Genomic DNA, 18,654 nt, shown 5'->3' on the forward strand with positions numbered 1-18,654 from the left:
CAGGGGATGGACAGATTGGCAGGGCAAATCGGCGGCACACCGTCGCATGGCAGGCTGCACCCGATGGTCGAGCCTTTCGACCAGCGCCAGCTGGACGTGGGCGATGGCCATGTGCTGCATGTCGAGCAAAGCGGCAATCCCGATGGCGTGCCGGTGATCGTGCTGCATGGCGGGCCGGGTGGCGGTTGCAGCCCCTATATGCGGCGCTTCTTCGATCCGGGGCATTTCCGGGTGGTGCTGTTCGACCAGCGCGGCTGCGGCCGCTCGCGCCCACATGCCGAGGTGGCGGCGAACACCACCCAGCACCTGATCGCTGATATCGAGCGCATCCGCCGCGAGCTGGGCCTTGGTCGCGTCATCCTGTTCGGCGGCAGCTGGGGCGCGACCCTGGCCGTGGCCCATGCCGAGGCGCATCCCGAGGCGGTTTCGGCTTTGGTGCTGCGCGGCGTGTTTCTGGGCCGCAAAAGCGAGCTCGACTGGTTCTATGGCGGGGGTGCGGCGCGGTTCTTTCCCGACCGCTGGGCCGAATTCCAGTCGGTGATCCCCGAAAGCGAGCGTGGCGACATGATCGCGGCCTATCACCGCCGGCTGTTCAGCGGCGAGCGTGGCCAGGAAATCCGCCACGCGCTGCCGTGGCTGATCTGGGAAAACGCGCTGGCGGGCCTTGAGATCGCCGGCCCCGGCCATGCCCCGCCCGATTACGCCCGCGCCTTTGCCCGGCTTGAGAACCATTATTTCGTGCATGGCTGTTTTCTTGAGGACGAGCAGCTTTTGCGCGACCGCCACCGGATCGAGCATATTCCGGCGGTGGTCGTGCAGGGCCGCTATGACATGGTCTGCCCGCCGCAGACCGCATGGCAGTTGGTCGATGGCTGGAACAAGGCCGAGCTGCGGTTGGTGCCCGCCTCGGGTCATGCGCTCAGCGAGCCGCGAATCGCCGCCGAGCTGGTGCGGGTGATGGACGGGCTGCGCGATGCCGCCCGCCCGCCGCGCCGGGCCGGCGAGGGTATTTGACGCCTCTTCGGTTTTCCTTGCAAAAGCCGCGCATCTGGCCTATATGCAGCTCAACAGCGGCGCAGGCGTCCAAAACCTGCCCCACCGGTAAGACGCACGGGCCGCCCAATCGGCCCGTTTTTTGTATTTGGGATAGCGATATGACCGACCTCATCGCCAAGACCGCCATCGACCGGCGCCTGGCCGAGATCATCGGCCCCGTGATCGAGGATCTCGGGTTCGAACTGGTGCGCATCCGTCTGCAGAGCGGCAAGACCGCGACCCTGCAGATCATGGCGGACCGGCCCGATGGCGGCATCAATGTCGACGATTGCGCCGATATCTCGACCGCCGTCAGCGCGGTTCTGGATGTCGAGGACCCGATCGAGGACAATTACCACCTTGAGGTCAGCAGCCCCGGCATCGACCGACCGCTGACCCGGATGAAGGACTTTGACACCTTCGAGGGGTATGAGGTCCGGCTGGAAACCAACCAGCCCATCGACGGCCGCAAGCGCTTCAAGGGCGTGCTGGCCGGCACCGAGGGCGACGAGGTGCTGCTGAACATCGAGGAAGGCGGCGCGGTCCAGACCATCGGGCTGAATTTCGACTGGCTCAGCGATGCCAAGCTGGTGCTGACCGATGAACTGATCGCCGAGATGCTGCGGCAAAAGAAAGAAGCGGGCGTGCAGATCGACAACCTCGACGAAAGCGCCTTTGACGAGATCGAAACGGAGGCGGACGACGACAGCGCCGCCGCGAAGGAGTGAGCCATGGCCATCACCTCTGCCAACCAGCTTGAACTGCTGCAAACCGCCGAGGCCGTCGCGCGGGAAAAGATGATCGACCCCGATCTGGTGATCGAGGCCATGGAGGACAGCCTGGCCCGGGCCGCCAAGTCGCGCTACGGCAGCGAAATGGACATCCGGGTCAAGATCGACCGCAAGACCGGCAATGCCACCTTTACCCGCGTCCGCACCGTCGTTGCCGATGAAGAAGTCGAGAATTATCAGGCGCAACTGACCGTCGCCCAGGCCCGCCCCTATCTGGACAATCCGCAGATCGGCGACGAGATCATCGACGAGGTGCCGCCGGTCGAGCTGGGCCGCATCGCCGCGCAATCTGCGAAACAGGTTATCCTGCAGCGCGTCCGCGAGGCCGAGCGTGATCGCCAGTACGAAGAATTCAAGGACCGCGCCGGCACCATCATCAACGGCGTCGTCAAGCGCGAGGAATATGGCAACATCATCGTCGATGTCGGCCGCGGCGAAGCCATCCTGCGCCGCAACGAAAAGATCGGCCGCGAAAGCTATCGCCCGAACGACCGCATCCGCGCCTATGTCAAGGATGTGCGCCGCGAAGCGCGTGGTCCGCAGATTTTCCTGTCGCGCACCGATCCGCAGTTCATGGCCGAGCTGTTCAAGATGGAAGTGCCGGAGATCTATGACGGCGTGATCGAGATCAAGGCCTGCGCCCGCGATCCGGGGTCGCGCGCCAAGATCGCCGTGATTTCCTATGACAACTCGATCGACCCGGTCGGCGCCTGCGTCGGTATGCGCGGCTCGCGCGTGCAGGCCGTGGTGGGTGAACTGCAAGGCGAAAAGATCGACATCATCCCGTGGTCGGATGATCAGGCGACCTTCCTGGTGAACGCGCTGCAACCGGCCGAGGTCGCGAAGGTCGTTTTTGACGAGGACGCGACCCGCATCGAGGTGGTGGTGCCCGACGAACAGCTGTCGCTGGCCATCGGCCGTCGCGGCCAGAACGTGCGTCTGGCCAGCCAGCTGACCGGGCTCGACATCGATATCCTGACCGAGGAAGAAGAATCCAAGCGCCGTCAGGCCGAGTTCAACGCCCGCACCAAGCTGTTCATGGACACGCTGGATCTGGACGAGTTCTTTGCCCAGCTGCTGGTCGCTGAAGGCTTCACCAATCTGGAAGAGGTGGCCTATGTCGATCAGGACGAGCTTCTGTCCATCGACGGCGTGGATGCTTCGACCGCCGACGAGCTGCAGACCCGTGCCCGCGAGCATCTGGAAGCTGCGAATCGCGCCGCTCTGGAAAATGCCCGCGCCCTTGGCGCCGAGGAAAGCCTGATCGAATTCGACGGTCTGACCCCGCAGATGGTCGAGGCGCTGGCCAAGGACGACGTCAAGACGCTGGAAGATTTCGCCACCTGCGCCGATTGGGAACTGGCCGGCGGCTGGACCACCGAGAATGGCCAGCGCAAGAAAGACGACGGCATTCTGGAACCCTTCGGCGTCAGCCTTGAGGATGCGCAGACCATGGTCATGACCGCCCGCGTGATGCTGGGTTGGGTCGATCCGACCGAGCTGGAGGCCGAGGCGGCCGAAGGCGAAGACGAACAGGAGGCCGGGGTGTAACGCCCCGGGGACCTGATGACACGCGGGGGCCGTATCAAGGACCGCGAGACGTCGGAACGTCGCTGTATCGTGACGGGCGAAACCCAGCCAAAAGCTGGGTTGATCCGCTTTGTTGCGGGCCCTGATGCGCAGGTGGTGCCGGATCTGGCCGAAAAGCTGCCGGGGCGCGGCTTTTGGGTGCTGGCCGACCGTGCCGCGCTGGACAAGGCGGCGGCCAAGGGACTGTTCTCGCGTGGGGCCAAGGCGCAGGTTTCAGCTCCTCCGGAGCTGGTTTCCATGATAGAATCCGGGCTGGCAAAGCGGGTGACCGATACCCTGTCGCTGGCCCGCAAGGCCGGCATCGCGGTGGCCGGCTTTGAAAAGGTCAAGGAGTGGCTGGCAGGCGGCAGGGCCAAGGTGCTGTTGCAGGCCAGCGACGGATCGGAACGCGGCAAGGGCAAGCTGTGGACACCGCCCGGTGGGCGCTGGTTCGGCTGCCTGACCGCATCAGAATTGGGTTTGTCCTTTGGGCGTGATCATGTCATACACAGCGCGCTTGCGCCGGGGGCACTGACCGACACGTTGATCAGGGACGCGAGCAGACTGAATGGTCTGCGCGGGCATGACGGCGGCAATGCGGCCGCCGGGAAGGAATGAAATCGGAATGAGCGATACTGACGGAAAGAAACCCCTGGGTCTTGGTGGCGGCTCTGGTCGTTCGGGCCAGGTGAAGCAAAGCTTCAGCCATGGCCGGACCCATAATGTCGCGGTCGAGGTCAAGCGCAAGCGCGTGATCGTGCCGGGCAAACCGGCTGCGGCGGGCGGTGCGCGCGCGGGCTCTCCCTCGGCGATCGGCGGCGATCCTTCCAAGCGCCCGGCGGGCATCTCGGATGCCGAGATGGAGCGCCGCATGGCCGCCCTGCGTGCCGCCAAGGCCCGTGAGGTCGAGGAAGCCGCGCAGCGCGAAGCCGAGGAAAAGGCCCGCGAGGAAGAGCGCGAACGTCGCCGGCTGGAGGCCGAGGCGAAAGAGCGCGAGGATCGCGAACGCGAGGAAGCCCTGCGCCTGAAGGCCGAAGAGGACGAGCGCCGCGCCCGCGAGGCCGAGCTGCGCGCCCAGAAGAAAGCCGAAGTCACCAAGCCCAAGGCCCCCGAAGCCCGTCCCGCCCCCGCCGACCGCGCTGCGGCCGAAGCGGCGGCTGCGCGTGCCGAGACCAAGGGCGTGACCTCGACCGCGCCGCGCAAGACCGAGCGCGAGCGTGACACCCGCACCACGACCGATGATCGCGACAACCGCAACAAGGGCCGCGACGACAGCCGCCGCACCGGCAAGCTGTCGCTGAGCCAGGCCATGGACGGCGAAGGCGGCCGCCAGCGTTCGCTGGCCGCGATGAAGCGCAAGCAGGAAAAAGCCCGGCAAAAGGCCATGGGCGGCAACATGCGTCAGGAAAAGCAGGTACGCGACGTGCAGCTGCCCGAAACCATTCTGGTGTCGGAACTGGCCAACCGCATGGCCGAGCGCACGCCCGATGTCATCAAATCGCTGATGCGCATGGGCCTGATGGTCACGGCGAACCAGGCGATCGACGCCGATACTGCGGAACTGGTCATCGATGAATTCGGCCACCGCGCCGTGCGCGTCTCGGATGCCGACGTGGAACAGGTCATCGATCAGATCGAGGACAAGGACGAGGATCTGAAGCCGCGCGCCCCGATCGTCACGATCATGGGCCACGTCGACCACGGCAAGACCTCGCTTCTGGATGCGATCCGCAAGACCAGCGTCGTCTCGGGCGAGGCCGGTGGCATCACCCAGCATATCGGCGCCTATCAGGTGAAAGCCTCGAACGGCTCGACGCTGACCTTCCTCGATACGCCCGGCCACGCGGCTTTCACCTCGATGCGGGCCCGTGGCGCGCAGGTGACGGATATCGTCGTGCTGGTGGTTGCGGCCGATGACGCCGTGATGCCGCAGACGATCGAGGCGATTGCCCATGCGAAAGCGGCCAAGGTGCCGATGATTGTGGCGATCAACAAGGTCGACAAGCCCTCTGCCGATCCGCAAAAGGTCCGCACGGCCCTGCTGCAGCACGAAATCGTCGTCGAGGCGATGTCGGGTGACGTGCAGGACGTGGAAGTGTCGGCCAAGACCGGCCAGGGTCTGGACCAGCTTCTGGAAGCCATTGCCCTTCAGGCCGAGATCCTTGAGCTGCGCGCCAACCCCGATCGCCCTGCCCAAGGTGCGGTGATCGAGGCCAAGCTGGATGTCGGTCGTGGCCCGGTCGCGACGGTTCTGGTGCAGAATGGCACCCTGCGTCGTGGCGACATCTTTGTTGTCGGCGAACAGTGGGGCAAGGTGCGCGCGCTGATCAACGACAAGGGCGAGCGCGTCGACGAGGCCGGTCCTTCGGTCCCGGTCGAGGTTCTGGGTCTGAATGGCACGCCTGCGGCAGGTGACGTTCTGAACGTGGTTGAAACCGAAGCTCAGGCGCGTGAAATCGCCGATTATCGCGAACAGACCACCAAGGACAAACGCGCTGCTGCCGGTGCTGCCATCACGCTGGATCAGATGTTGGCCAAGGCCAAGGCGGACGAAAACGTCGCCGAGCTTCCGGTGGTGCTGAAGGCCGACGTGCAGGGTTCTGCCGAAGCCATCGTTCAGGCGCTGGAAAAGATCGGCAACGACGAGGTGCGCGTCCGCGTGCTGCATTACGGCGTCGGTGCCATCACCGAGTCGGATGTGGGTCTGGCCGAAGCCAGCCAGGCACCGGTCATCGGCTTCAACGTCCGGGCAAACGCGCCGGCGCGGAATGCCGCCAACCAGAAGGGCGTCGAGATCCGTTACTACTCGATCATCTATGATCTGGTGGATGACATCAAAGCGGCCGCTTCGGGCCTGCTGTCGGCCGAGGTGCGCGAAAACTTCATCGGCTATGCCGAGATCCGCGAAGTCTTCCGCGTCACGGGCGTCGGCAATGTCGCCGGCTGTCTGGTGACCGAGGGCGTGGCACGCCGTTCGGCAGGCGTGCGCCTGCTGCGCGACAACGTCGTCGTCCACGAAGGCACGCTGAAGACGCTGAAGCGCTTCAAGGACGAGGTTCGGGAAGTGCAATCCGGTCAGGAATGCGGCATGGCCTTTGAAAACTATGACGACATCCGCAAGGGCGATGTCATCGAGATCTTTGAGCGCGAGGAAGTGCAGCGCCAGCTGTGATCCGGGCGACATGATCCAAGAACGGGGCGGTCCTGCGGGGCCGCCCTTTCGTTTTGGGTATCCGGCGGGCGCGGTTCAGCCGGGGCAGGCCGAGCGCACGGTGCCGGAAAAGGTGAGTTTTGGGCACCCGTGGGGGCAGCCGCAGCAAAGGGCGGTCAAGCCGCTGATCTTGCGTCATGATCCGGCCCGCGCCTGCGGCAGGACCACCGGGAAAGGCGCGGCACAAAAAAAGACGGGGCCCGTCCGCGCGAGCCCCGTCAATGGTGTTGTGGCACTGCTGGGGCGCTTGTCACGCCATCACTACGGGCTTGCCTTCGTAAGTCTTGCTGCCGACGCGCACAATGATATTGCCGTTCGAAGCATGACGTTCAAAGACGCCCTGGACAGAAATGCAGCTCCCGATCGTGATCGTGCGAATCATGTCCAGATCTCCTCCTCTACAGGATTTCAGGATTGCCACAGAATCGTTAAAAGTTAACTAATAATGTGTAACAGGCCGGCAGAATAATTAAATTACCCACCCGTTGTGTTGTATTAGTCTCATATCCACTCGCGTAAAACGGGAATTAAGGGGATATCGGCCGGCGGCATGGGGTATTTGTTCAATTCTTCGGCAGTAGCCCAAGACAGGCGCTGCCCTTCCTGAGGCATCGGCACACCCTGCCAGCGCCGGCAGGCGAACAGCGGCATCAGCAGGTGGAAATCGTCATAGCTGTGGCTGGCAAAGCTGAGCGGCGCCAGACACGAGGACCAGGTCTCGATGCCCAGTTCCTCATGCAGCTCGCGGATCAGCGCCGCTTCGGGGGTCTCGCCCGGCTCGACCTTGCCGCCGGGAAATTCCCACAGGCCTGCGAGGGACTTGCCCTCGGGGCGCTGTGCCAGCAGCACGCGGCCGTCCTTGTCGATCAGGGCGACGGCCGCGACCAGCACGATCCTCATGAGCGGTAATCGGCGTTGATGTCGATGTAGCCATGCGTCAGGTCGCAGGTCCAGACCGTGCGCTCGGCCTTCCCCAGCCCCAGATCGACGCCGATCACCAGATGATCGCGCTTCATATAGGCGCTGGCCTTGGCCTCGTCATAGCTGGGGGCGCGCCAGCCGTTTTCGGCCAGAACCATGTCGCCAAAGCGGATGGTCAGCCGGTCGCGGTCGGCGGTGGCGCCGGATTTGCCCACGGCCATGACCACGCGGCCCCAGTTGGCGTCCTCGCCGGCGATGGCGGTCTTGACCAGCGGCGAGTTGGCGATGGCCATGGCGACGCGATGGGCGTCCTCGGGCGTGGTCGCGCCGGTCACCTGCACCTCGACGAATTTCGTCGCGCCCTCGCCGTCGCGCACCACCTGCTGGGCCAGATCCAGCATCACCTCACCCAGCGCCTTGACGAAATGCCGGGCCGGGGTCGAACGCAGATCGGTGATCTCGGCCGCCGGGGATTTGCCGGTCGCGGCAAGGATCAGCGAATCCGAGGTCGAGGTGTCGCTGTCCACGGTGATGGCGTTGAAGGTGCTGTCCATCTGGCTGCTGAGGATGCGTTGCAGCAGATCGGGTGCGATCTTGGCGTCGGTAAAGACATAGACCAGCATGGTCGCCATGTCCGGGGCGATCATCCCCGACCCCTTGGCGATGCCGACGATATTGATGGTGCCGCCCTCCGCCTCGAACGAGGCCGCGGCGCCCTTGGGGAAGGTGTCGGTGGTCATGATCGCGCGCGCGGCGGCGGCGGCGCCCTGTGCGTCCAGCTCGCCTGCAAGCTGATCGACGATGGCGGTGATGCGCCCGGCCGGCAGCGGCTCGCCGATCACGCCGGTCGAGGACGAGAACACCCGGTCACGCGGCACGCCAAGCGCCGAGGCGACGCTGCCCGTCACCTTGTCCACCGCCTGCTGGCCATCGGCGCCGGTAAAGGCATTGGCATTGCCCGAGTTCACGATGATCGCCGCGCCGGCCCCGGTGTCGGGTTTCAGCGCCAGCTTGGCCTGACAATCCAGCACGCTGGCCGCCCGGGTCGAGGATTTGGTAAAGGCGCCCGCGATCGCCGTGCCCGGCGCCAGCCGGACCAGCATCACGTCGGTGCGGCCCTGATATTTCACCCCGGCCGCACCCGAGGCGAATTCGGCCCCGGCGATCACCGGCAGTTCGGGAAAGCTGGCCGGCGCCAGAGGCGAGACCAGCTTGGTCTTTTTCGCGGCGGCCTTGGCCGTCACCTTGGCGGTTGCCTGCGACGCGGCCGAAGCGGCGCCCGGCAGATGGTCCTCGATCCGGGTCTCGATCTCACCCACAGCCTGTTCGGCGCGCTGCTTGAGCTTTTTCAGCTTTTTCTTCAGCGCCTGCAGCCGTTCGCTATCCGAGCGTTTCGCTTTTTTTTCAGCCTTGGCCATGGCTCATTCCCCCAGGATATCGGTCTTGTTCAGCAGCGCCGGATCAAGGTTCGGCGTCTTTTCGATCTTGGACTCGGTCACGCGCTTTTCGATGGCGGCCTGCACCTTGTCGCGGCGCACCTGCACGGCCAGCTGGTCCTTGATCTCGTCGAACTTGGGCGGCGTCACCTCGCGCGAGTCGATCAGCTTGATGACATGCCAGCCGAAACCGGTCTGCACCGGGGCCGAGATCTCGCCCTTTTTCAGTGCCTTCACCGCCTCGGCAAAGGGTGGCACCATCTGTTCTGCCTGGAACCAGCCCAGATCGCCCTTGTTCGGGCCCGAGGTCGGGTCGGTCGATTTCTGCTCGGCCAGCGTGCCGAAATCGGCGCCGCCCTTCAACTCCTTCTCGATGGCGTCAGCCTCTTCCTTGGTTTTCACAAGGATATGGGCGGCATCATATTCCAGCTTGGGCGTGGTCTGGCCGCCAAAGGCCTGATCATAGGCGGCTTTCAGCTCGTCCTCGGTCGGCTCGGCGGAGGCGACCTTTTCCAGCACCGAACCGGCCAGATAGGCGCGCTTTTCGATCTCAAGCGCGGCAGTGTCACGCTTGCTCAGCGGCTCGGCCTCTTGGGCCACGGCGGTCTGGCGGATCATCTGGTCCAGCATCAGATCCCACAGCGCGGTATCGGGCAGGCCCTGCGTGGTCTGCGCATCCATGCCCTGACGCATGGCGATCATCTGGCCCAGCGTCACGCTCTCGCCATTGACGGTGGCGACGACCGTGCTGGCATCCTGGGCAAAGGCGGGCAATCCGCCGAAGGCGGCGCCGGCAAGCGCGGTGGCGGCAAGAAGCGATTTCAGCATGTTTTCCCTTTCCGGGGACTGGTTCCAAAAGGTCGCGCCACGCATCGGTGAACCGGCGCAAAGATTGACAGCATGGCCCTTGGCGCATACATCCGGCCCAACCGAAAATGCGCGCCCGTCGCCGTTTTTCCGGCCCAAGTGATAGGGCAAGGCGAATGGTGGCGGCAAGTGGTCGGAACGTCCCGCGCACTCCCAGATACGCGATTTTGAAGGCTCACATGCTCGGCATCGGAAACTTGGCGAAACTGGTCTTTGGCACGCCCAACGACCGCAAGGTGAAAACGGCCCGCCCGCTGGTGGCCCAGGTCAATGCGCTGGAGGACAAGTTCCGCGCCCTGTCCGATGAGGAGCTGATCGCGAAAACCCGCGAGATGCAGGCCCGCGCCCAGGGCGGCGAAAGTCTGGATGCGCTTTTGCCAGAAGCCTTCGCCAACTGCCGCGAGGGCGCGCGCCGCGCGCTGGGTCTGCGGGCCTTTGATGTGCAGCTGATGGCGGGGATCTTCCTGCATCAGGGCAATATCGCCGAGATGAAGACCGGTGAGGGCAAGACGCTGATGGCGACCTTCCCGACCTATCTGAACGCGCTGGCCGGCAAGGGCGTGCATGTCGTCACGGTCAACGACTATCTGGCCAAACGCGACGCGCAATGGATGAGCAAGGTCTTTGCCCAGCTTGGGATGACCACGGGCGTCGTCTATCCGTTCCAGGACGATGCGGAAAAGCGGCAGGCCTATCAGGCCGACGTGACCTATGCCACCAACAACGAGTTGGGCTTCGACTACCTGCGCGACAACATGAAGGGCTCGATCGATCAGATGGTCCAGCGCGGCCATTTCTATGCCATCGTCGATGAGGTCGACAGCATCCTGATCGACGAGGCGCGCACGCCGCTGATCATCTCGGGCCCGTCGCAGGACCGCAGCGAGCTTTACCGCACGCTCGATGCCTTCATGCCCGAGCTGACGCCCGAGCATTACAAGCTGGACGAAAAGTCGCGCAACGCCACCTTCACCGAGGAAGGCAACGAATATCTGGAAAAACGCCTGCAAGCCGCCGGCGTGCTGCCCGAAGGTCAGACGCTTTACGACCCGGAATCGACCACCATCGTGCACCACGCCAATCAGGCGATGCGGGCGCACAAGCTGTTCATGCGCGACCAGCATTACATCGTGCGCGATGGCGAGATCGTGCTGATCGACGAATTCACCGGCCGCATGATGAAGGGCCGCCGCCTGTCGGACGGTCTGCATCAGGCCATCGAGGCGAAAGAGGGCGTCGATATCCAGCCCGAGAACGTGACGCTGGCCTCGGTCACCTTCCAGAACTATTTCCGCCTCTATGACAAGCTGGCCGGTATGACCGGCACCGCCGCCACCGAGGCCGAAGAATTCTCGGAAATCTACAAGCTCGGCGTGGTCGAGGTGCCGACGAACCGCCCGATCCAGCGTATCGACGAACATGACCGCGTCTATCGTTCGGCCACCGAGAAATATGCCGCCGTGCTGGAGGCGATCAAGGAAGCCCATGCCAAGGGCCAGCCGATGCTGGTCGGCACCACCTCGATCGAGAAATCCGAGATGCTATCGCAGATGCTGACCGAAGCTGGCATCGCCCATAACGTGCTGAACGCGCGCCAGCACGAACAGGAAGCCTATATCGTCGCCGAAGCCGGCAAGCTGGGCGCGGTGACCATCGCCACCAACATGGCCGGTCGCGGCACCGACATCCAGCTGGGCGGCAACGTCGAGATCAAGGTGATGCAGGCGCTGGCCGCCGATCCCGAGGCGCATCCCGACGAGATCCGCGCGCGCATCGAGGCTGAGCATGCCGCCGAGAAGCAGGCGGTGCTGGACGCAGGCGGGCTCTTCGTCCTTGCGACCGAACGCCACGAAAGCCGCCGTATCGACAACCAGCTGCGCGGCCGTTCGGGCCGTCAGGGCGATCCGGGCCGCTCGCTGTTCTTCCTGTCGCTGGAAGACGACCTGATGCGGATCTTTGGCTCGGAGCGTCTGGACAAGGTGCTGTCGACCCTCGGCATGAAAGAGGGCGAGGCCATTATCCACCCTTGGGTCAACAAGTCGCTGGAGCGTGCCCAGGCCAAGGTCGAGGGTCGCAACTTCGACATCCGCAAGCAGTTGCTGAAGTTCGACGATGTGATGAATGACCAGCGCAAGGCGATCTTCAGCCAGCGCCTTGAGATCATGCATACCGACGAGGTCGCCGAAGTTGCCGCCGACATGCGCACGCAGGTGGTGGATGACCTGATCGACGAATACCTGCCGCCGCGCGCCTATGCCGAGCAATGGAACGTCGAAGGCCTGCACGATGCGGCCATCGAACAGCTGAATCTCGACCTGCCCATCGCCGAATGGGCAGCCGAGGACGGCGTCGATCAGGACGCGATGCGCGAACGCCTGCAACAGGCGAGCGACGCCTATATGGCGCAGAAGGCCGAGCAGTTCGGCGACGAGAACATGCGCCAGATCGAAAAGCAGGTGCTGCTGCAACAGATCGACGCCAAATGGCGCGAACATCTGGTGACGCTGGAACATCTGCGCTCGGTCGTGGGCTTCCGTGGCTATGCGCAGCGCGACCCGCTGTCGGAATACAAGACCGAGGCTTTCCAGCTGTTCGAAACCATGCTGGACGGGCTGCGCTTCGACGTGACGCAGCAGTTGGCTCGCATCCGCCCGCTGACCGATGCCGAGCGCGAGGAGATGCTTCGGCAACACCAGCAGCAGCAGGACGAAACCGAGACGCATCTGCAGCCCGAACATGAAGAGGCCGAAGGCGGTGAGGTCTCGGGCCGCGTGCCGGGCTTCGACGAAACCGACCCCACCACCTGGGGCAACCCGTCGCGCAACGATCCCTGCCCCTGTGGTTCGGGCCAGAAGTTCAAGCACTGCCACGGCGCATTGGCATGAGATGGGGGCCTTCGGGCCCCTTTTTTCATCGCCGACGCCTCTGGCCAGCTTGGCATTGGGTATTTGGAAAATGGTGAAGAGTTGGGGGGCGGTGCGCCTCCAGCCCTTTCACCATTTCTTAAATACCCAAATCCGGCGGTGCTGTCAGAACGGCGCTGGTCAGTCGGGCACCAGCATGTACCCGGTGCCGCGCACGGTTTGCAGATAGCGCGGCTCGCGCGGGTCTGGTTCGATCTTGCGGCGCAGCCGGGTGATCTGCACGTCAATGGCGCGTTCCGAGTTTTCGCCGGCGTCTTCGCCCGGGCTGCGGCCAAGATCCTCGATCAGCGTGCTGCGGCTGACCGGTTGGCGCGGCGTATCGGCAAGGCGTCTCAGCAGCGCCTGTTCGGTGCCGGTCAGGCGCAGCGGCACCTCGCCCTGCCAAAGCTCGCCCTTGTCGGCGTCATAGCGCAGCGGGCCGATCGACAGGAACTTGGGGCCGCGCGTTTCGGCCGCCGGCATGCGGCGCAGGATGGCGGCGATGCGCAGCAACAGCTCGCGCGGTTCGAAGGGCTTGGCGAGGTAGTCGTCGGCGCCACTTTCCAGACCTGAGATCCGGTCCTGCGTCTCGCCCTTGGCGGTCAGCAGCAGGATTGGCGTCGCCATGCGCTGGCGCAGGTCGCGGGTCAGCGAGAATCCGTCCTCGCCGGGCATCATCACGTCCAGCACGATCAGGTCGAAATCCAGCCCCGACAGCAGCCGGCGGGCATGGGCGGCGTCGCGGGCCGTGGTGACCAGAAAGCCGCTGCGCATCAGGAAGCGCCGCAGCAGGGTGCGGATGCGTTCGTCGTCATCAACGATCAGGATATGGGCAAGCGGCTGGTCGGGCTGGGTCATGTCGGCTCTTGCAGGTCTTTCAGGGCCTTGTATTGGCGCAGCGTATCACGATCCATCATCGCCTCAAGCACCTGACGGAAGCCGGCCACCGCATGCGGGCCGGCGGCGCGATAGGCGGCTCGCATGCGGGCGCGCTGGGTTTCCGAGAGGCGACGTTCAAGTGCGATGCCCTGTTCGGTCAGGAACAACTGGCGCTCGCGCCGGTCGCGGCGGCCGACGCGGCTTTCCACCAGCCCGTCGTCAAGCAGGGCGCGCAAGACCCGGTTCAGCGATTGCTTGGTCACGCCCAGCACATCCAGCAGCGCTGTGACCGTCAGCCCCGGATCGCGGTTGATGAAATGCAGCGCGCGATGATGGGCGCGGCCGTAATCCAGTTCGGACAGGATCAGGTCGGGGTCGCTGGTAAAGGCACGATAGGCAAAGAACATCGCCTCGATGCCGCGGCGCAGCTGGTCATCGGTCAGGAACAGCAGGTTCTCGCCGCCGGTCGGGATCTGGCCGGGCTGGTTCTGCATGGTTTCCCCCTTGTTTCTGTCACGTCTTATTACGTCAGAATTGTTGACATTCCAATCGCTGAAAGTTAGCCCGGGTGACGAAATGCGCAACTAAAATGCGTGCTAATCTGCATATGCGAAATAATCGTAAATAAATGGCCGGAGGAATGGATGGCTGCCGCCTATGACGATCGTGACGGGAAAATCTGGATGGACGGCGCGCTGGTCGAGTGGCGCGAGGCCAAGGTGCATATCCTGACCCATGCGCTGAACTATGCCAGCTCGGTGTTCGAGGGCGAGCGCTGCTATGGCGGCAAGATCTTCAAGGGCCGCGCCCATTCCGAGCGGCTGATCGAATCGGGGCGGCTGCTGGACCTGAAATCACCCTATGACGCCGATGCGATCGACGCCGCCAAGGCCGCCGTCTTGCAGGCCAATGGGCAGAGCGACGCCTATATCCGGGTGATCATGTGGCGCGGCTCGGGGATGGACATGGGCGTGTCAGCGGTGCGCAACCCGATCCGGCTGGCGGTCGCCGCCTGGGAATGGGGCAACTATTACGGCGATGCGAAATGGCAAGGCGCCCGGCTCGACATCGCGAAATGGAAACGTCCCAGCCCCGACACCATCCCGACCGCCGCCAAGGCCGCCGGGCTTTACATGATCTGCACCATCTCGAAACACGCGGCCGAGGCCAAGGGATGCTCGGATGCACTGTTCATGGATTACCGGGGCTATGTGGCCGAGGCGACCGCGGCGAATGTGTTCTTCGTCAAGGATGGCGAGGTGCATACGCCGCTGGCCGACGCCTTCCTGAACGGCATCACCCGCCAGACCGTCATTGGACTGCTGCGCGACAGGGGCGTGGCCGTGCATGAACGCCATATCCTGCCCGCCGAGATCGCTGGTTTCGAGGAATGTTTCCTGACCGGCACCGCCGCCGAAATCACCCCGGTGGCGCAGATCGGCGAGGATTGGCGCTTTCGCATCGGCCCGGTCAGCCGCGACATCGCTGCCGCCTACGAGCGGCTGGTGCGCAGCTGATCGCGCCGCGACCAAAGGGGCGGCCGCGCCGCAAGGGCCGGCCGCCGCCGATCAGACCTGTTGGCCGCGTTCGATACGGGCGAATTCGCGGATGCGCCGCGTCGCCTGCGCATTTTCGTTGCGCGCGCGCGCATGCAGGCGGGCCACTGCAGGGTGCAGCCCCGATTCGCGCTCATGTCGGGTAAAGTGCAGGATCCGGCCCGCGCCGGTCTCGTGCTGCTTGTCGGCAACATGTTTCATGCTGTGCCTCGCTGATCAAGAAGACCCGACTATAGCCCAGGATCGGCGGAAATTCATCCTGAAACTGCCGTCCAAGGCCGGACGGGCGGATTCAGGCCGCCTTGATGCCCGGCGCGGCCGACAGCATGGCGTGCAGCGCCACCGGGTCGTCATTGGCCCGCAGCTTGCTGCGCAGATCCTGATCGCGCAGCGTGCGCGAGACCAGCGCCAGCGCCTTGAGATGGTCGACGCCCGAATTCTTGGGCGCCAGCAGGGCAAAGATCAGGTCCACCGGCTGGCGGTCCACCGCGTCGAAATCCAGCGGCTTTTCCAGCCGCAGGAACAGGCCCACCACCCGGTCCAGCCCATGCAGCCGGGCATGCGGCAGGGCGACGCCATGGCCGACCCCGGTCGGGCCCAGCGTTTCACGCTCTTGCAGGGCATCCAGGGTCTGGGCGGCATCGACGCCATAGACCGCGCGGGCCTGTTCGGCAATTTCCTGGAACAACCGCTTCTTGCTGGTGCTCTGGGTCATCGTCCGCACGGCGGCGGGTGATAGAATGTCGCTAATCTGCATATCGCCCGAAATTGTCCTTGTCCCGGCCACGCCAAACGTGACCGGGACGTTTATTCGTCACACTGTTCGTCGGACAGTCTAGCTCAGATTGCGGGGATCAATCCAGCCCACGTTGCCATCGTCACGACGATGAACGACGTTGACGCCCCCATGTTTCTCATTGCGGAACACCAGAAGGGGTGATCCCGACAGTTCCATCTGCATCACCGCCTCGCCGACCGACAGGGTCGGGACGCTGGTTTCCATCTCGGCGATGATGACGGGTTGCAGGGCGTCGTCCTGCGCCTCCCATTCGTCCTCGTCGGCGGCCAGCACATACATTCCGGCCTGCTCGAAGGCCACAGGCTCGACCCGGTCCTTGTGATGGTCTTTCAGCCGGCGCTTGTAGCGGCGCAGCTGCTTGTCCATCCGTTCCTTGCACTGTTCAAAGGCAGCATAGACCTCGGTCGAGCCACCCTTGGCCTGAACGGTCAGGCCGGTGGACAGGTGCACCACCGCGTCGCAGATGAATTCATGCGCATTCTTGGAAAAGATGACCGTCGCATCGGTCGGGCGCTGCGAATATTTGTCGATGGTCTCGCCCAGTTCTGTTTGCACATGTGTCGAGAGGGCATCTCCGACGTCGATCTGCTTTCCGCTGATTTGATAGCGCATGTTGGTCCGTCCTTTCCTTTGTCCGGCCTGTCGTTACGCCGCCCGGGCGGGCTGGCCGCCCGGGGTGTTCGCGGCCCGCCTGGGCGATCCGCAACATGGCTATTTGGTAACAGCCCTTCGATCCTGTCAACGGCCCGGCGCCGAAACTGGTTTCAGGCTCTGAGGGCGAATATCGCGCGGGTTGTTCCACCCCACCGGAAGGCAAGGCATTTTCCCGACTTCAAGCCCGGCGGGAGCCCGGCTAGTCTTGGTCAGAAACGCGTGATCAGGAGTGGCAGGAATGGAAGGGACTGAGGCGGCGCATCAGGTCGCGCAGCATGTAGAGCACGGCGCCAATATCGGCCCGGTCGTGGTGCTGCTGGCGGCGGCGGTGATCGCCGTGCCGCTGTTTCGCCGCGCAGGGCTGGGGTCGGTGCTGGGCTATCTGGCGGCCGGGCTGGTGGTCGGGCCCTTTGGGCTGGGCCTGTTCAACGATCCGCAATCGGTGATCGCCGTGGCCGAACTGGGCGTGGTGCTGTTTCTGTTCATCATCGGCCTTGAAATGCAGCCCTCGCGGCTGTGGTCGATGCGGGGCGAGATCTTTGGCATCGGTCTGGCGCAGGTGGTGCTGGCCATGGCGGCGCTGACCTGCGTTGGTCTGGCACTGGGCTTTCCGGCGCCGGCCAGCTTTGTCTCGGGCGCGGGCTTTGTGCTGACCTCGACCGCGATCGTCATGCAGATGCTGTCCGAGCGCAACGAGATGTCGCTGCCCAAGGGGCGGCGCATCGTCTCGATCCTGCTGCTTGAGGATCTGGCGATCGTGCCGCTGTTGGCGCTGGTCGCCTTTCTGGCGCCGGGTGGCGAAACCGTGACGCTTGCGCAACGGCTGGTCGGCATCGGCATCGGTCTGGGTTGCATTGCGGCGCTGGTGGTGGCTGGCCGCTATCTGCTCAATCCGATGTTCGGCCTGCTGGCACGGTTCGGCGGGCGCGAGGTGATGACCGCCTCGGCGCTGCTGGTCGTGCTGGGGGCGGCGCTGCTGATGCAATGGGGCGGGCTGTCGATGGCGATGGGCGCCTTTCTGGCCGGTGTGCTGCTGTCCGAATCAAGCTTTCGCCACCAGCTCGAGGCCGATATCGAACCGTTCCGGGGCCTGCTGCTGGGCCTGTTCTTCATGGGCGTCGGCATGGCGCTGGACCTTGACGTGATCGTGGCCAACTGGGCGCTGATCGCGATCTGCGTGCCGGCCTATATGGTCCTGAAGCTGCTGGTGATCTATGTCGTGGCCCGGCTGTTCCGCGCCAGCCATGCCGAATCGCTGGAACGCGCGGTGCTGATGGCGCAGGGCGGCGAATTCGCCTTTGTGCTGTATTCGACCGCCATGCAGTTCGGCATCATCAACGGTCAGGAAAACGCCACGCTGACCGCCATCGTCATCGTCTCGATGGTGCTGACGCCGCTGATGATCATCCTGCATGACCGTCAGGCCCGGCCGGCGCCGGTGTCGCTGGAGGGGGTCGAGCCGGCCCGTGATCTGGAGGCGCGGGTGCTGATGATCGGCTTTGGCCGCATGGGCCAGATCGTCAGCCAGCCGCTGATTGCGCGCGGTCATTCCATCTCGATCATCGAAAGCGATCCGCAGACCATCCGCGACGCCGATCAGTTCGGCTTCAAGGTCTGGTATGGCGATGGCTCGCGCAGCGACGTGCTGCATGCCGCCGGCGCCGAAAAGGCCAGTCTGATCGTTGCCGTGCCCGGCGACAAGCACGCGACCACCCGCATCGTCGAACTGGTCAAGCATGAATTCCCGCTGGTTCCGGTTCTGGCGCGTGCCTATGACCGCGAACATGCGCTGGAGCTGGTCAAGGCCGGGGCCGATTTTCAGGTGCGCGAGACGCTGGAAAGCGGTTTCGTTATGGGGCGCGAGGCCTTGGTGCAACTTGGCGATGATCCCGACGAGATCGACAATGTGATGGAAGAGATCCGCAGCCGTGACAGCAACCGCTTCCAGATGGAATGCGTCGGCGGGATCTTTGCCGGCCGCGACCTGATCCTGTCGAACCGCAACAGCTAAGACACGCACCCCGGCCGGATCG

17 protein-coding genes are annotated in these 18,654 nt (G+C 64.4%); 8 read left to right on the top strand and 9 right to left on the bottom strand.

What is annotated here, in order from left to right:
- Positions 1-6 precede the first annotated feature (6 nt).
- The 5 genes from pip (at position 7) to infB (ending at position 6,567) form a co-directional block, all read left to right on the top strand.
- Positions 7-1,014, top strand: a complete 1,008-nt coding sequence (gene pip / locus GL279_RS02095) for a prolyl aminopeptidase (RefSeq protein ID WP_155062965.1) — start codon at positions 7-9, stop codon at positions 1,012-1,014.
- 140 nt (positions 1,015-1,154) lie between these two features.
- Positions 1,155-1,763 (top strand): ribosome maturation factor RimP, encoded by a 609-nt coding sequence (gene rimP, locus GL279_RS02100; protein WP_155062966.1) that lies wholly within the window; start codon positions 1,155-1,157, stop codon positions 1,761-1,763.
- 3 nt (positions 1,764-1,766) lie between these two features.
- Positions 1,767-3,377: a transcription termination factor NusA gene (gene nusA / locus GL279_RS02105; RefSeq protein ID WP_155062967.1), complete on the top strand. Its 1,611-nt coding sequence runs from the start codon at positions 1,767-1,769 to the stop codon at positions 3,375-3,377.
- 15 nt (positions 3,378-3,392) lie between these two features.
- A complete protein-coding gene (locus tag GL279_RS02110; protein WP_155062968.1) occupies positions 3,393-4,013 on the top strand; it encodes an RNA-binding protein in 621 nt (206 codons plus the stop codon).
- Between the two features lie 7 nt (positions 4,014-4,020).
- Positions 4,021-6,567: a translation initiation factor IF-2 gene (gene infB, locus GL279_RS02115; RefSeq protein WP_155062969.1), complete on the top strand. Its 2,547-nt coding sequence runs from the start codon at positions 4,021-4,023 to the stop codon at positions 6,565-6,567.
- Positions 6,568-6,856: 289 nt separating this feature from the next.
- Here infB and GL279_RS19540 read toward each other — a convergent pair whose 3' ends face one another.
- The 4 genes from GL279_RS19540 to GL279_RS02130 form a co-directional block, all read right to left on the bottom strand.
- Complete coding sequence (locus GL279_RS19540; protein WP_281348939.1) at positions 6,857-6,988, bottom strand: hypothetical protein; 132 nt, start codon at positions 6,986-6,988, stop codon at positions 6,857-6,859.
- A gap of 119 nt (positions 6,989-7,107) precedes the next feature.
- On the bottom strand, positions 7,108-7,506 hold the full coding sequence (mutT, locus tag GL279_RS02120) for an 8-oxo-dGTP diphosphatase MutT (RefSeq protein ID WP_155062970.1): 399 nt from the start codon (positions 7,504-7,506) through the stop codon (positions 7,108-7,110).
- Positions 7,503-8,945 (bottom strand): bifunctional glutamate N-acetyltransferase/amino-acid acetyltransferase ArgJ, encoded by a 1,443-nt coding sequence (gene argJ / locus GL279_RS02125; protein WP_155062971.1) that lies wholly within the window; start codon positions 8,943-8,945, stop codon positions 7,503-7,505. The genes mutT and argJ overlap by 4 nt, the downstream gene beginning before the upstream one ends.
- 3 nt (positions 8,946-8,948) lie before the next feature.
- Complete coding sequence (locus GL279_RS02130) at positions 8,949-9,791, bottom strand: peptidylprolyl isomerase (RefSeq protein WP_155062972.1); 843 nt, start codon at positions 9,789-9,791, stop codon at positions 8,949-8,951.
- 218 nt (positions 9,792-10,009) lie between these two features.
- Between GL279_RS02130 and secA the strand changes: the two genes are divergently transcribed.
- A complete protein-coding gene (gene secA, locus GL279_RS02135; RefSeq protein WP_155062973.1) occupies positions 10,010-12,715 on the top strand; it encodes a preprotein translocase subunit SecA in 2,706 nt (901 codons plus the stop codon).
- Between the two features lie 159 nt (positions 12,716-12,874).
- On the opposite strand, the gene GL279_RS02140 is transcribed toward secA, so the two are convergent.
- Positions 12,875-13,591: a response regulator gene (locus tag GL279_RS02140; RefSeq protein WP_155062974.1), complete on the bottom strand. Its 717-nt coding sequence runs from the start codon at positions 13,589-13,591 to the stop codon at positions 12,875-12,877.
- Positions 13,588-14,106, bottom strand: coding sequence for a MarR family winged helix-turn-helix transcriptional regulator (locus GL279_RS02145; RefSeq protein WP_155062975.1), 519 nt, complete (start codon positions 14,104-14,106; stop codon positions 13,588-13,590). The genes GL279_RS02140 and GL279_RS02145 overlap by 4 nt, the downstream gene beginning before the upstream one ends.
- Before the next feature lie 150 nt (positions 14,107-14,256).
- Here GL279_RS02145 and GL279_RS02150 point away from each other — a divergent pair, with 150 nt between their 5' ends.
- Positions 14,257-15,129, top strand: a complete 873-nt coding sequence (locus tag GL279_RS02150; protein WP_155062976.1) for a branched-chain amino acid aminotransferase — start codon at positions 14,257-14,259, stop codon at positions 15,127-15,129.
- A 51-nt stretch (positions 15,130-15,180) separates the two neighbouring features.
- Here GL279_RS02150 and GL279_RS02155 read toward each other — a convergent pair whose 3' ends face one another.
- The 3 genes from GL279_RS02155 to hpf form a co-directional block, all read right to left on the bottom strand.
- A complete protein-coding gene (locus GL279_RS02155; protein WP_155062977.1) occupies positions 15,181-15,369 on the bottom strand; it encodes a hypothetical protein in 189 nt (62 codons plus the stop codon).
- 91 nt (positions 15,370-15,460) lie between these two features.
- Positions 15,461-15,925: a PTS sugar transporter subunit IIA gene (locus GL279_RS02160; protein WP_155062978.1), complete on the bottom strand. Its 465-nt coding sequence runs from the start codon at positions 15,923-15,925 to the stop codon at positions 15,461-15,463.
- A gap of 78 nt (positions 15,926-16,003) precedes the next feature.
- Entirely contained in the window at positions 16,004-16,579 is a 576-nt protein-coding gene (hpf, locus tag GL279_RS02165) for a ribosome hibernation-promoting factor, HPF/YfiA family (protein ID WP_155062979.1), read from the bottom strand.
- A 280-nt stretch (positions 16,580-16,859) separates the two neighbouring features.
- Between hpf and GL279_RS02170 the strand changes: the two genes are divergently transcribed.
- A complete protein-coding gene (locus GL279_RS02170) occupies positions 16,860-18,632 on the top strand; it encodes a monovalent cation:proton antiporter-2 (CPA2) family protein (protein WP_155062980.1) in 1,773 nt (590 codons plus the stop codon).
- The last annotated feature ends 22 nt before the right edge of the window (positions 18,633-18,654 follow it).

This window comes from Paracoccus limosus (assembly GCF_009711185.1).
Lineage (GTDB): Bacteria > Pseudomonadota > Alphaproteobacteria > Rhodobacterales > Rhodobacteraceae > Paracoccus > Paracoccus limosus.